Genomic DNA, 14,477 nt, shown 5'->3' with positions numbered 1-14,477 from the left:
AGCAGGCTACAATATAATGCGTTTATAGGGTTCCTTCTGATAATCTCTAATCTTTACTTTCCGCCAATCCCAGCTGCTTCCATTGCTTGGTGAAATAACTCCGGCATCCGGATATTTATTATAAAGATCGATTGTTTTTACTTTCTTTGGCAGCTTCGGGAAAACGAGTGTCAACAACACAGAACGTCCTTCACAGCCTTCTACCCATAGCAACTTATTCATTTCAATGCCATGCGCCTCTTCCAGAATCGGATATTCATCACCTGTTCTGGAATCAACAAGACACAATCCCTTACCTATGACCAACCAATGACGGTCAAAATGAATAGGTATATTCAAGACAACCAACGTCTTCTCCGGTAAAGTTTCAATTTTCTGAATTCGAGACCTTCCGTCACCCCGGCGTGAAGAAACGGCTAATTGACTTGCATTAAGAGTTACTTCTTCCAATTTATCAGAACGCAGCGGACGCCCCTCTCTATCATACTCAGCTATTCGGGCGGCAGTCGGAAGGAAATCGTCAACTTTCAGATTCTCCAACCTCCATGAACTGCCATTGGGAGGTGTCAATCCCCTTTCTTCCGGGAAACAATCGCGGATACTAATCTTTTTTACCTTTCGGTCAAGAGGAGGAAAGACCAGTGTAAACTCCAGCATTTGCTTTTCTTGTCCCACAACCCAATAAGTCTGATTTAGTTCAATTCCGCGGGTAAGTGAACGAATCTTATAAACATCTTTCGTATCTTCGTCTACTATGGACAATCCCTTTTCGAACTGTAACCAGTGCCGGTCATAATATATCGGTATGGCCAAAGTAACGCGTGTATCTTCTTTCGTCCGTTCAATAAAGCGTACATATATACTTCGTTTATACGGTGCACGCGACAATACAACCTGATCTGCAGGTAAATCGACGCCAACAGTATAATCAGCCTCTTTTCCGTGCAGAGAAGTCTGATTCGGTTTCTCTTCCGAGAGCGTATCCAGCATTTTCGATACAGGAGTTGTAACCTTAGCAAGTAGTTGACTGAATCCGGATTTAACTAAATGCGCCTCTCCCGACTGTATATAATGAACTATCTTTGGGGAGTCCAAAAGCAGAAAACACTTTTCATCACCTACGCTATCCATCTTTTTTTCGTTAGATACGACTTCGAGAGTTTCTGCTTTCATCGAAACAGATACCATCGGCAATACAGGTTCAATCAGAACCGGCTTTTCCGTAAAAGAAAATAAAGCCAATACACCCGCACACAAAGGAAGCAACGCTATTTTGCGCACTCCGGCGAAACGTTCTTTATATTGATGTTTCATCATGATAAATCGTTTTTTAATTAATGAATTATGAAAACCATTTGCAACCTTCGGGCTGTATCCCATCAACTCTTCGAATAAGATGCTTTGATATTCAAATAATTCAATCTCACCGGAAAGCAAACAACGGTCCACTTGAAATTCATGGAGAGCCCGCAGTTCACGCTTTACCAGCCAGACAAACGGATTAAACCAACATAAGATGGATAAACCTTCAATAAATAAAGTGTCCCGATAATGATGATTACGAATATGTGCCTTTTCATGGAGCAGAACTATACGCAACACTTCTCCTTCTAACTTCCGATTGATAAAAATCATCCGGTAAAACGAGAATGGTGAAACGACTTCATTGTTACGCACGATACAAATCCCATCAGCCTCCATCGTACAACTTCCCCAACGCTTCAAACGCCAGATACGTGCCATTTCGACCAATAAATGTATCAAAAGGACAAATACTCCCAATCCATATACGATCCAGACTATTTGCCAGTAATCCCACGAAGCATAAAAAGGTTCTTCCGCTATTTCTTCTTCCACTCGGGGTACAATTGCTTCACTAACCTCCGCCTGCACTGCTGCGAGCGTATCCGGTTGTATCCCATCATTTTCTACTTGTACCAATGAAGTCTTATCCATTTGTGTTTCTTGCTTTACAACCACCCGTTCCATCTTTATCGGCCGCACCACCTCCACCGGATAAACCGGGATGCGTACCACCGATACAACTCCGGCCAGCAGTACCGAAAAAAGCAAATAATTCCGGCACTGGTTAAACGGGGCTTTTCGATCGAACAACAAGTAATAGCACAGCCATAACACAAATGAAGCTCCTATGAAACGAAGAATAGCCCATTCGCTACAATCAATATCGATCATACCTTATTCCTTTTTGTTTTCCTTCAACATTTCAATCAGTTCGTCGATCTCCTGTACCGACATCTTTTCTTTTTTGGTAAAGAACGAAACCATCGCCTTCACCGAACCACTGAAAAAGTTATCTACGACCCGGTTCATAAAACGATTCGTATAGCTCTCTTTTGAAACCAACGGATAATACTGATAATTCTTTCCGAAACTACGATAAGCTACAAAGCCTTTGTTTTGCAATACACGCAGTACGGTAGACACTGTATTATACGCCGGACGCGGCTTTTCCAAATCCTGTAAGATTTCATTCACAAAAGCATTTTCTTTCCGCCAAAGCACCTGCATGATCTGGAGTTCTGCTTTTGTCAATTCTTTCTGTTCACTCATACCAAGTAATTTTAGATTATACTTCTATTCATCAAGTATTTGGGATACAACCTGAATGGAATGGCACAAATATATAACTATAAATATAGACACAAAACTATATTTATAGTATTTCACATTAAAAAGCAAGAATTTAACAATAAATAGATTATTTTATCCACATAATAAGAAAAGGCCACCTTTAAACAAAGGTGACCTCTCCATTTTAATCGAGCATAAAACGCAATTACCCCATCATTTCTTCGGCAACTCCTTCAACAAGCAATCTACCGCAGCTTTCAATTGTGCATCTTCTCCCTTCAACGAAGCAGAAGGTTCATTATAAATCAGCACATCCGGTTCGAGTGTCTGATTTTCCAGATAGTTACCCTGCATATCCATGCAGCCTACCTGCGGAATACCAAATACAAGACTCGGATCAATCTGGCGTTCCCACCATACAGCTGTCATAGTTCCGGCTACAGGAGTACCTACCAGTTTACCGATACCCAATGTCTTATATACATAAGGAGTACCATGCGCATTACTGTAATTGTCTTCACAAACAAGCATACATGAGGGCTTCAGCCACTTATTGAACGGATCGCTACCTATATATTGTCCGCGAGGAACAAAACGCTGATATTCTTTGCCACTAAGGAGAGTCACCACATCGTCGTGCAACCAACCACCACCATTGTGGCGAACGTCTACAACTACGGCTTCTTTGTTACGGTAACGCCCCAACAGTTCGGAGTACATCTTACGGAAACTCTGACTATCCATGCCCTTGATATGTACATATCCCAAACGACCGCCTGATAACTCTTCTACTTTCTTGCGGTTGCGCTCTACCCATCGTTTATATAGCAATTCGCGCTGCGCACCGTAACTGATCGCCTTCACTGTCTCTTCAAAATGCTTCTTTGTAGCAGGATCGTAAACAGAAAGCAGCACTTTACGCCCTACTTTCCCTTCAAATAACGGGAAATAATCTTCTCCTTTTTTGATTGGATTACCATCTACTTTTTCAATGATACAACCCGGCTTTACATCTGTTTTCTTCAAAGTGAAAGGACTCTGCTCTATGATCTCCTTTATTTTCAACCCGTCACCGATATAAGTATCGTCATAAAATACCCCCAATGAAGCTGTAGGTAGCGCCCCTCCTACACCAGAGTACCGAGCTCCGGTATGTGAAGCATTCAACTCTCCGAGCATCTCGCTCAGCAGTTCGGCAAAGTCATAATTATTGTTGATATGTGGCAGGAACTTTTCATAAGTCTTCTTATACAAAGGCCAGTCTACTCCCTGCAAATCCTTCACATAGAACTTATCGTCTACCTGCTGCCAAACATGATCAAAAATGTAAGCACGTTCACCCCCCGGCTGATAGTCGAAGAAAGATTCAAATGCAATAGGCGTTGTCTTACTACCGGCTATTTCAATTTTCTTCATACCTCCACCGGTACACATAAAGATATTCTCACCTTTCTTATCGGGCAACAGCGAACCGCCTCCGACACCTTTCAACAGAATCTTTGTTGAATTCTCTTTCAAATCGTGTTCCCACAAATCATAACCGCTTTCAAACGCTGCCAGATAATAGAGCTTATCACCTTTCGGAGTCAAAACAGCATCACCCATGAAAGAAGAGTTGACAGTCAGACGCACAATACGATCGAATCGATTATCAAGATCGAATTTCAGTGGCTTCACTTCCTCCTTCTTTTCTTCCTCTCCATCTTTCTTATCTTTGGCGTCTTTTTTCTTATCACCTTTTTTATCTTCTTTCTTTTTCTTCTCGGCTTTTTCTTTCTCAGCCTTTTCCGCTTTCTCGGCTTCTTCAAGCAAAGCAAGGTCTTCCTTATTCATGCGGAAACGATCGTAAGCATCTACATCAAAAAACATGATGTAAGCGTCATACTGAGCACCCCAGCTGCCATGACTACGGTATCCGGCACGGTCACTGAACCAGACCATTGCTTTGCCACCCAGAACCCATTTCGCATTTCCGTCTGAGTAACCGCTTTCGGTCAGATTATGCATTTCTCCCTTACCGTCGGCGTTCAGCAGCACAATATCTTTATTGTTCCAGCCACCGATACCAATAAATTCGGAAAGAATCCATTTACTATCCGGACTCCACTCAAACCACTGATCACCATCACTGTACGAATACTGATACTGGGCATCCATTACCGTACGTACCTTCTTAGTTTTGAGATTGATGACGCGAATTGCCGTACGGTTTTCAAGGAAAGCAACTTCTTTTCCGTCCGGGCTATACTTCGGATTGAACGAAGCTATATCCGAATTGGTCAGACGTTCTTCTTTTAACTCTGTAGCATACGTGAACTGTTTCTCATCTTTCCGCACGATACTTGAAGTATAGAGCTGCCAGAGTCCGCCACGTTCCGAAGCATACACCAAGCTACGCCCGTCGGGTGCAAAATCGATTCCACGTTCCTGACAAGGAGTATTCGTTATCTGTTTTGTCGTTTTATATTCTACCGAAGTCACATACACATCTCCTCTCAAAATGAAAGCAACCTCTTTACCATCAGGAGATACAGCCATTTCAGTAGCCCCACTGGTCTTTATCTGGCGAATCAAATCTTTATCATTTCTGTCTGACAGAATTTTCACAGATACTTTCTGCGACTTACCACCGGGAGTCAACGTATAAATCTCACCATCAAAACCATAACAAAGATTACCATTGGAAGCCATACTGAGGAAACGTACCGGATGCTGCGTGTGATGCGTCACCTGCTTGGATGCATTCGATCCCGGAATACGCTGGTAGATATTGAACGAACCATTCTCTTCACTCAAATAGTAGAATGACTTTCCGTCCGGTGCCCATACCGGTTCACGGTCCTCACCGATGAAAGTGGTTTGTTTTTCATAGCGTGGAGTCTGTCCAGGCTGAAGCATCCATATATCACGGGCAATCGGTGACTTCTGGTGCTTACGCCAATAATCCTCATATCCTTTTTTATCTTGATAAAGAATAGCGCCTTCCTTATTAATGGAGATGCATTCCATCGGCATAGATGAAAACATCACAGGACGTCCTCCCGTAACCGGAATCTGATATATCTGCTGGAATTGTCCATTCGAAGGAAAACCGGCATCTTCGGCAGAAGGCATGATGTCGGCAGTAAATAAGAGCTGTCCCGCATCACTGAAAGCTACCGGAGTTTCACTGCCCGAGAAAGTGGTCAGGCGGCGAGGCTCGCCTCCTTCTTTCGACACAATGAATACATCCAGGCTTCCCATACGGTCGGACGCAAATGCAATCTGTTTACTATCGGGACTCCAAATTGGGGTTGTATCAAAAGCCGGATTGGTAGTGATCTGTGTAGCTTTGCCACCGGACACCGGTACTGTGAAGATATCACCTTTATAGGTGAAAGCAATGGTAGTTCCATCGGGAGAGATAGCACAATGACGCATCCACAACGGACCCTCTTGTGCCCAAAGTGCTCCGGCAAACAAAAGAGCCGCAGCACTCATGAAGAGTTTTCTCATAATGTATTATTTAAGTATATTAAAAAGCAAACCTCACAGCCCTTTTGAAAAGAGTTGTGAGGTCCGCATATTCTATTTTCAGATTAAGAATCCGGCATTCAAATTAGAGAGCACCAACTTCTTTCAGAGCTGCGTTAGTTCCGTGAACAGCCTTTGCGCTTGCCGCAAATTTTGCTTTTTCGTCAGCAGTCAGTTCCAGTTCAACGATTTTCTCGATACCGTTCTTACCCAGGATTACAGGAACACCGATACAAAGATCAGATTCACCGTATTCACCTTCAAGCATTACTGAGCAAGGAATCATCTTCTTCTGGTTGTGGATGATAGATTCTACGACATAAGCTCCTGCCGCACCCGGTGCATACCATGCAGAAGTGCCCAGCAACTTAGTCAGAGTAGCACCACCTACCATAGTAGAAGCAACTACTTCGTTCAGCTTTTCTTCGCTCAGCAATGTGCTAACCGGCTGTCCTTTGTAAGTGGCCAGACGAGCCAACGGAATCATAGTAGTGTCACCATGACCACCGATCACCATACCTTCTACTTCGTTTGCGTTGCAACCCAAAGCCTGAGACAAGAAATATTTAAAACGTGAGCTATCCAAAGCACCGCCCATACCGATAACACGGTTTTTCGGCAATCCGAGTGATTTCAATGCCAGATAAGTCATTGTATCCATCGGGTTAGAGATAACTACGATAATAGCATTCGGAGAGTATTTCAAAAGATTTTCTGCTACTGATTTCACGATACCGGCATTTACCCCGATCAGTTCTTCACGAGTCATGCCCGGTTTACGAGGAATACCAGAAGTGATCACAACCACGTCAGAGTTAGCAGTCTGAGCATAATCATTTGTGCAACCAACGATTGTTGTATCGAAACCCAACAACTGAGCAGTCTGCATCATATCCATTGCTTTACCTTCTGAAACGCCTTCTTTTACGTCCAGCATTACTACTTCGTCTGCCACTTCATTGAAGGCCAGTACATTTGCACATGTAGCACCTACGTTACCTGCGCCTACTACGGTTACTTTTGACATAATACTTATATTTTAATAAAGTTGATAATTAGTTCGTATCGTTTTCGTGACGGCAAAAGTACAACGATAATCGAAATTAAAGAAATTTTTCCATAATAATTTTAGTTAAAGAAAAGTGAATAGACTGTGTTACTCTGTATTGAAATGATTACTTTTGCAGCGTTTTATCATTCAACCTTATAGAATATGAATAAAAAGAATCTGCTGATCATTGCCGTATCTGTTCTGGTGCTCGCGCTCATCGGTCTTACTTATCTGTTATTCTCCGAAAAACAGACTAACCGTGAACTGGTTCAGGAATTCCAATTGGACAAAGAAGATCTTGAAAATGAGTACACTCGCTTTGCACAGCAATATGACGAACTGAAACTGACTGTATCGAACGACTCTTTGGCAGACTTGCTGGCTCAGGAGCAGGTCAAGACACAACGCCTGCTTGAAGAACTCCGTACGGTAAAGAGCAGTAACGCCACAGAGATAAGACACCTGAAAAAAGAATTGGCAACACTGAGAAAAGTAATGATCGGTTACATCAATCAGATTGACTCGCTGAATAAACTGACCGCCCAGCAAAAACAAGTGATAGCAGAAGTAACGCAGAAATACAATGCGGCTTCACGCCAGATCAATAATTTGTCTGAAGAAAAGAAGAACCTTAATCAAAAAGTTACATTAGCTGCTCAGTTGGATGCAACCAATATCTGGATTGAACCTCGCAACAAACGTGGCAAAAAGGCTAAAAAAGTAAAGGATATCGTGAAACTGGCCATCGGCTTCACCATCGTAAAGAATATCACAGCCGAAACCGGAGAGCGTACACTTTATATCCGAATCACCAAGCCGGATAATGATGCGCTTACCAAGAGCCCGGCAAACACATTCCCTTACGAAAACCGTACGCTGACCTACTCTATCAAAAAATATATCGAATACAACGGAGAAGAACAGACCATCAACGTATTCTGGGATGTAGAAGAGTTCTTGTATGCCGGTGCTTACCGGGTAGATATTTTTGCTGACGGAACGATGATTGGGTCGCAGAAGTTCACATTGGACTAAAACTTTAAAAACATATACTTTAAAGAGGATGTGCCAGAAGCCGGTTACTAAGTGACCGACTTCTGGCACATCCTCTTTTTTATTACTTCAATTCTATCTTATTAATGGAGTTACTCCCCAAGTCTTCTAAATTGGATACACCTATTTATGCACTTTCCGGCACTGGGTTAATGAAAAAGAATTTATCCAAGGTACATTTGTCATTTGATAGAGAACGAAGTCATTTGTTTAAATGATATTGCTTTGGCTCAACAGGGAGTTTACGTAAAAAAACTGTCTTTATAATAAATCAATATTAAACATGCTTCATATATATTGAAAGAATGACAAAATATTAACTTCTTTTTCATGTTTCGAGTTGAGTACGGTTTTAGTATGAATTGTATTATATATAACATGAACTATTAGTTTTTGATAGGTTCTAATTAAAAACAGACTAGTGATTGTGATAAAAAATATTATAAACAAAAAACAGACATAAAAAAAGTGAATATCAATTTATTTTTATTTCTTTTTTCTCTACAATCTTAGAAGTATGAATAGTTTCTTCACATTTAAAAGATTTAAAAGATGAAAAAACAAGTATCTTTCTTTATCTACACAATTATTTTATTGACTTTGCCGTCTTGTCATAAAGAAGCAGATAATTCTTTAAATAATTCAATCTGGATACATCAATTTCAAGCTGAAGAACAGGTAGAGGGTGGTGTAAAAGCAGTAGGACTTTTCTTCGGAGCAAAAACAATTGAAAAGTATAGCCTTGATAAAGACTACAAAGCATTAAAACTTTTAAACACATTTAGCTACGTAAAGGAAGGTAATGAAATTATAATCAATGGTGCATTCAGACAAACAGTGGGAGATAATTATCTTACTTTTGGTGATGGAATGTACTATCGTTCAGAAAAAAGCAAGGGCTCTTTTTTCCCATAGTAATAAGGAGGGAGCAATTAAATATTCGTGCTACTGCCACTTTTGATCCGAACCATATCAGTAAATCGGGTAAATGCCCCCTATTGGGGTTGCTCCTGAACCAGTTATGCGAAGATGATCAAAACGCAATCTGGAAATCTCCAGATATAAGAATAAAAAGGTTATTGTCTACTATTGCCACGAAACTTTCCTTTCTGCTTCTCTGTTCGTGTTATTGAAAAACAAAAACCTTAAATAAGGCTTTTGAACCAGTAAGCTAAATACCAATTCGCAATAGTTGTTGATTACACTACAACCAAAGTATGCAATCGGGTACGCAATATCACGAAAAAAATGATTCGAAAAGACAGGATCAATCCATAGTTGATAAATAAGCAAGTATACAGGTTTTCAGCCTGCTAAGTCTTATTGGATAGAAACAGGAAAGATGATACTTAAACAGGTGAAAGACAAGAAATTCAAGGCACTAAACTCTTGCTGGGAAAAGACTTGCTTTAACACAGTGTTAAAGCTTGCTCTTTAGATTCAAATAACAAGTCATTCAAATGCGAAAGACTTGTTATTTGAATTTGGAAAAGAAGAAGCCCCCAGGATGCGATTAACAATGTTAATTGAAAAAGCGAGAATACACCGCCCGATATTCAAACATCGAGCCTAAATAACAAAAAATCAAGCCCCTGTTTAAATTTTATTCAACAGCATCCTAACAATAGTTCGTTAATAATTAGCCCAGGCTAAGCGGCTTTGGCAGTAAATAAAATGAGTTCTTTGAAAAGTTTGTCAATAACTTGTGGGTCTGGGTTTATACCGGACACGCAAATAAATCGTTCAAGCATATAAGCATTGTGTATGATTGACTTGCATGAGGAAATGGAATATGTCATTCCTTGCCTCTTGAATGCCGCTTTGGCCAAGTTGACAGCCGTGAGTGATGCATTGAAATGAAACGCCAACTTTCTGAAATCCGTTGACTGACAGTTGGTGATTCCTACATATTACATGCTGTCTCTAAAACAGAATTTCAGCTGAAACATGGTTCTGCAGTAATCCAGAACTTCGCGTGCATCCAGTGAATCGTCCGTAGAGAAATACAGCTGCCACTTGTCTGTCCTTCCATCAATCAGATATCGGATGAATAAGAAAGGTTACGGTATGTCTGTTCCGAAAAACGTCCATACCTGCCCAATTGAAGGAAATTGATGCGATCTAATATAGCCATAAATAATTTCATGACATCCATGAAGGTTTTCTCAAAAAGGTTTGCATATATTCACGACTGATTTGAGAGCCGACCGGTACTCAGATTGGTATTGCATAAGGAGTATTTTTTTAGTCATAATCAGAAGAGTTTAGAAACTTATAATTTACCAAACATCAATGAATTATAAAACTCCCCTCTTTATTATCAGCGATTCAGCTTCTTTTTTCAAGCGCAATTCTTAATTCTTAACCATTCGTTTTTGACAACATTTCAATGATTTCTTTAGTATTATTGAACCGGGCTTAGCCGATTTCAGTGTTTAATTTGAAAGTTTCGGTAAAAATTCTCCGATCATTAAATAAATATAAATAAAAGACAAAACACCAAACAATTAACTCATCAGACATTATTTTTTCGTATATTTAGCACATAGACAATATCACTAAGACATGAAACCTTTTTCTATAGCAAATACAAATACTTTAACTTCCACCCTTTCTTTATTAGGTGTAAAGTATACAAGTAAGTATACAAACACGTACTTTAACGAACATCCATATAAATACAGTTTATTTGGAATATCAAAAATGTTCACTCATTACGGTATAAAAAATAAAGGTATAAAAATTACAAATAAAGAGGATATTCACTCTTTGGAACCTCCTTTTATCGCCCACATAGGAAATGATTTTGTCACAGTTGAGAATATTTCAAAAGAAAATATTACCTATTATTGGTATAACAAGAAGCTATCTATCCCCATAAAAGAATTTATTGACATATGGTCTGGAGCCCTACTTATAGTGGAAGCAGACGATGCGTCAACTGAACCTGATTATAAACAACACAGAAAGGAAGGACTAATAGCCTCAGCTCAAAATATGTTACTTCTGTCAAGTGGGCTAATTTTAGCAGGAATTGGTATATATCAAAATCTGTCCTTTCAAAATTTTGGACTTATATTATTGCTTATACTAAACATAATAGGAATGTATATCGGCTATCTTCTTGTACAAAAACAAATAAACATTCATAGTCGCATTGCGGACAAAATTTGCTCGCTATTTGCAAAGGGAGATTGTAATGATGTGCTCAACTCTTCTGCCGCCAAGTTTTTAGGAATTGTTGGATGGAGTGAATTAGGACTAAGCTTTTTTTTGTCCAATGTATTTCTTATCCTTTTTATACCCAAATTACTATTCTATCTATCACTTATCAACATCTTAACTTTACCTTATAGTTTCTGGAGTATATGGTATCAGAAGTTCCGGGCTCAAACATGGTGTTCGCTATGCCTGATTGTACAGCTATTGTTTTGGTTGCTGTTCATTACAGATTTCACCTTTGGGCTGATTCAATTTCCTAATTTTTCTATTTTAAATATTTTATCAATAGCCTTAATCTATGGAATGCCACTTCTGTTAATTAATCTATTGCTACCCTATAAAATAGCAGAAAAAAAACTAATAGGAATAACTCAGCAATTCAATAGTTTAAAGATGAATGATAAAGTCTTTTTAGGACAGCTAAAAGATCAAACTTTTTATAAAATAGATTCAAACCTTTCCACGATTATATTCGGTAATCCCAAAGCAAAAAATACAATAACCATCTTTTCAAACCCACATTGTGGCCCATGCGCAAGGATGCATAAAAAGATTGAAAAACTACTAAAAGAAACAGATGGTAAATTCTGCGTGCAATATATATTATCTTCATTCGATAAAACATTAAACTCTAGCTGTGAATTTTTTCTATATGTGAATAGAGTATTTCCAATAGAGAAACGGGATCAAATATATAATGAATGGTTTGATAAAGGAAAATACGATAAAGAAAATTTCTTTAAGAAGTACGCTTATATTGTTGACAATAATATTGTAAGTGAAGAATTTCAGAAACATTTAGAATGGAAAAAAGAAACCAAATTACAAGCAACGCCAACCGTCATTTTTGACGGGTATAAGTTACCTGAAATGTACTCCCAACAAATAGAAAAACTTATTTTTTTTACTGATATAGAGATCCACTCTAAATAAAAGTTGCCAAGTTGCAGAGCAGCGACAAAGAATGATCCTGCAACATCATTTAAAATTTTATCTATATGAAGAAATTAAACAGACTAAAGCTTTATCAGTTTCGTGAGATGAGTGATTCTGAGATGAAAAATGTGGAGGGAGGCTATGTTCTTCCAGAAGTTACTGTTTATGGTTGCTATGATCCAATCTTAAATAGTTTACCTACTCATTGCACGGAGGCAGACGCTCGGATGAGTCAAACGTGTAGAACGGCAGACTGTAAACATGTAGGGACTTGCATATTTGCTCCTTTTGCTTATACACCAATATGCGCCTACTAACTGACGCAATGAACAATTGCCATGTGGCAATCATTAAAAGGGCTGATTAAAATATGTTTCTATTTTGTTACAAACACCTCAAAATAGAAATCATGAAAATCAGCCCTTCATTTAATAAGATTAATTAAATCATAGCGTCATGAAAACCATTTTATCAATTCCAAAACTCAAGAGCCTTTTTTACTTACTTACTTTGGGAGTTCTCATCATCTCATGCAAATTTTCCAATGAGAACTTTACCAATCCTCGTATAAACTTGGGAAAGGTTCGAATAACAGGAAAAATAACTGACGAAACAAAAGCGAAGTTCCGACATCCTATAGTGATGACTTTTAATATTATTCATCCTATTACTTTGGAAATTGTTAGAAAAGAAATAGAAACGGATAGCCTCGGCAATTATTCAATAGATATCGAAACGGAAACCAACCCGACAATAGGTGGCCTTTATACCGAAATATCCCCCCAAAAAACGATCTATATTGAACTGACCCAAGATGAAGACATGCGATTAGATCTATGTTATACGAAAGATAACAAGATAGAAATCACAAAAAAACAAAAAAATGAGTTTACAGAGAATGATATGCTGACGGGGCAGGATATCATATCTAATGTACTAATAGCCGGTTGGCAATCTGGGACTCCACAACTTTACGACCAATCACCTGACGTATATTTGCAATATAGAGAGAAGAATATCAAGCAAAGAATGGCAATGGTGGAGGAAGATACATTGATTAGCGAAAGGTTCAAAAAATTCATTGAAAATGAAGCTCGCTTAATCTGTTACAGAGCATTTGTTTTTGACCCTGAAAAAATGATGGAAATGAATTATTTCGACATTCATCCGGAATCTTCTTCACTCGCTGACACTTTAAACATTATCCCACCCTCTCAAGGATACTATAAATTCATGAGGAACTTAAATTTAAATTCCAACTTGCAACTATGCAGTTCTGAATTCATTGAATTTCAAAACTTTTTACTTCTCAATAACACATTGAATCTCCCTCCGATAAAAGACACTCCCATCCCGGCATGGCAGACCATAGTCAAAGAACGTATTGCCGATCTTATCGGATTTGAAGAGGGACAATACTATGACATACTGGCTGCAAATGCGTATGCCCATCAATTCAATATGGAAAATATTCCATTATCGCCTGCACAAAAAGAGAATATACATACTTATTTCAAAGGTGACGCGATAGAAAAAATATTGCTTCATCAAAATAAAAAAATAGAGAAAAGAGCGCCGGGCATGGAATCGTTAAAAATACAAGATGCCACAGGACTTGACGTAGACCGTTTATTGGCAAACATCGTTGACAAAAATAAAGGGAAAATAATCGTTGTAGACTTTTGGGCTACTTGGTGCGGACCGTGTATAATGGCATTAAAAGAAATGAAAAACTTAAAACTTCCTATCAAGAAAGAAGATATCGTACATGTTTATCTGTCCAATGAGTCTTCACCCAAAAATTCTTGGAGCAAGAGAATAAAAGAGATAGGAGGACAACATTATTATCTAAATGATGAAGTGTGGAAGCAACTGATGAATAAATATTCTTTTAATAGTATTCCTTCATATGTGATATTTAATAAGAATGGTAAGGTAAAGTATCACTTTACCGGCTATCCGGGAAGTATTAAGATGGCAAGAATTTTAACTAATATAGAAGCTGAAGTTCAATAAAGGCTACTACAAAATTCAAACGTTGGAAATATTGCAACTAAAGAAGGCAGTACATCTCTCATTTGCTTTGTCTTTGCAACAGAAAGTATAG

9 protein-coding genes are annotated in these 14,477 nt (G+C 38.8%); 5 read left to right on the top strand and 4 right to left on the bottom strand.

The features are described 5' to 3' along the window. Positions 1 to 6: 6 nt before the first annotated feature. From FDF36_RS19045 to mdh, 4 genes are all read right to left on the bottom strand, one after another. Positions 7 to 2,196: a M56 family metallopeptidase gene (locus FDF36_RS19045; protein ID WP_220392392.1), complete on the bottom strand. Its 2,190-nt coding sequence runs from the start codon at positions 2,194 to 2,196 to the stop codon at positions 7 to 9. Positions 2,197 to 2,199: 3 nt separating this feature from the next. Then, positions 2,200 to 2,574, bottom strand: coding sequence for a BlaI/MecI/CopY family transcriptional regulator (locus tag FDF36_RS19040; RefSeq protein ID WP_193683518.1), 375 nt, complete (start codon positions 2,572 to 2,574; stop codon positions 2,200 to 2,202). 234 nt (positions 2,575 to 2,808) lie between these two features. After that, positions 2,809 to 6,090, bottom strand: a complete 3,282-nt coding sequence (locus FDF36_RS19035) for a S41 family peptidase (RefSeq protein ID WP_220392391.1) — start codon at positions 6,088 to 6,090, stop codon at positions 2,809 to 2,811. A gap of 103 nt (positions 6,091 to 6,193) precedes the next feature. After that, on the bottom strand, positions 6,194 to 7,135 hold the full coding sequence (mdh, locus tag FDF36_RS19030; protein WP_005782497.1) for a malate dehydrogenase: 942 nt from the start codon (positions 7,133 to 7,135) through the stop codon (positions 6,194 to 6,196). A gap of 186 nt (positions 7,136 to 7,321) precedes the next feature. Between mdh and FDF36_RS19025 the strand changes: the two genes are divergently transcribed. The 5 genes from FDF36_RS19025 to FDF36_RS19005 all read left to right on the top strand — a co-directional run bounded on the left by FDF36_RS19025 (position 7,322) and on the right by FDF36_RS19005 (position 14,386). Further along, positions 7,322 to 8,194 carry a hypothetical protein gene (locus FDF36_RS19025; protein ID WP_220392390.1) on the top strand — a complete coding sequence of 291 codons (873 nt, stop codon included), beginning with the start codon at positions 7,322 to 7,324 and terminating at the stop codon, positions 8,192 to 8,194. A gap of 570 nt (positions 8,195 to 8,764) precedes the next feature. Then, on the top strand, positions 8,765 to 9,127 hold the full coding sequence (locus FDF36_RS19020; RefSeq protein WP_220392389.1) for a hypothetical protein: 363 nt from the start codon (positions 8,765 to 8,767) through the stop codon (positions 9,125 to 9,127). Between the two features lie 1,650 nt (positions 9,128 to 10,777). Further along, entirely contained in the window at positions 10,778 to 12,367 is a 1,590-nt protein-coding gene (locus FDF36_RS19015; protein WP_220392388.1) for a thioredoxin domain-containing protein, read from the top strand. A 65-nt stretch (positions 12,368 to 12,432) separates the two neighbouring features. After that, on the top strand, positions 12,433 to 12,687 hold the full coding sequence (locus FDF36_RS21555) for a TIGR04149 family rSAM-modified RiPP (protein WP_220392387.1): 255 nt from the start codon (positions 12,433 to 12,435) through the stop codon (positions 12,685 to 12,687). 139 nt (positions 12,688 to 12,826) lie between these two features. Next, positions 12,827 to 14,386, top strand: a complete 1,560-nt coding sequence (locus FDF36_RS19005) for a TlpA family protein disulfide reductase (RefSeq protein ID WP_220392386.1) — start codon at positions 12,827 to 12,829, stop codon at positions 14,384 to 14,386. Positions 14,387 to 14,477 lie beyond the last annotated feature (91 nt).

Origin of the sequence: Bacteroides fragilis (genome assembly GCF_019583405.1) — a bacterium.
GTDB lineage: Bacteria > Bacteroidota > Bacteroidia > Bacteroidales > Bacteroidaceae > Bacteroides > Bacteroides fragilis_B.
The sequence above is the reverse complement of the archived record's forward strand: the minus strand, read 5'-3'. Positions and strand labels throughout refer to the sequence as shown.

Coding starts and splice junctions, on each gene's coding strand:
- FDF36_RS21555 (WP_220392387.1), top strand. CDS start 12,433: ATGAAGAAATTAAACAGACTAAAGCTTTATCAGTTTCGTGAGATGAGT.
- mdh (WP_005782497.1), bottom strand. CDS start 7,135: ATGTCAAAAGTAACCGTAGTAGGCGCAGGTAACGTAGGTGCTACATGT.
- FDF36_RS19040 (WP_193683518.1), bottom strand. CDS start 2,574: ATGAGTGAACAGAAAGAATTGACAAAAGCAGAACTCCAGATCATGCAG.
- FDF36_RS19020 (WP_220392389.1), top strand. CDS start 8,765: ATGAAAAAACAAGTATCTTTCTTTATCTACACAATTATTTTATTGACT.
- FDF36_RS19005 (WP_220392386.1), top strand. CDS start 12,827: ATGAAAACCATTTTATCAATTCCAAAACTCAAGAGCCTTTTTTACTTA.
- FDF36_RS19015 (WP_220392388.1), top strand. CDS start 10,778: ATGAAACCTTTTTCTATAGCAAATACAAATACTTTAACTTCCACCCTT.
- FDF36_RS19045 (WP_220392392.1), bottom strand. CDS start 2,196: ATGATCGATATTGATTGTAGCGAATGGGCTATTCTTCGTTTCATAGGA.
- FDF36_RS19025 (WP_220392390.1), top strand. CDS start 7,322: ATGAATAAAAAGAATCTGCTGATCATTGCCGTATCTGTTCTGGTGCTC.
- FDF36_RS19035 (WP_220392391.1), bottom strand. CDS start 6,090: ATGAGAAAACTCTTCATGAGTGCTGCGGCTCTTTTGTTTGCCGGAGCA.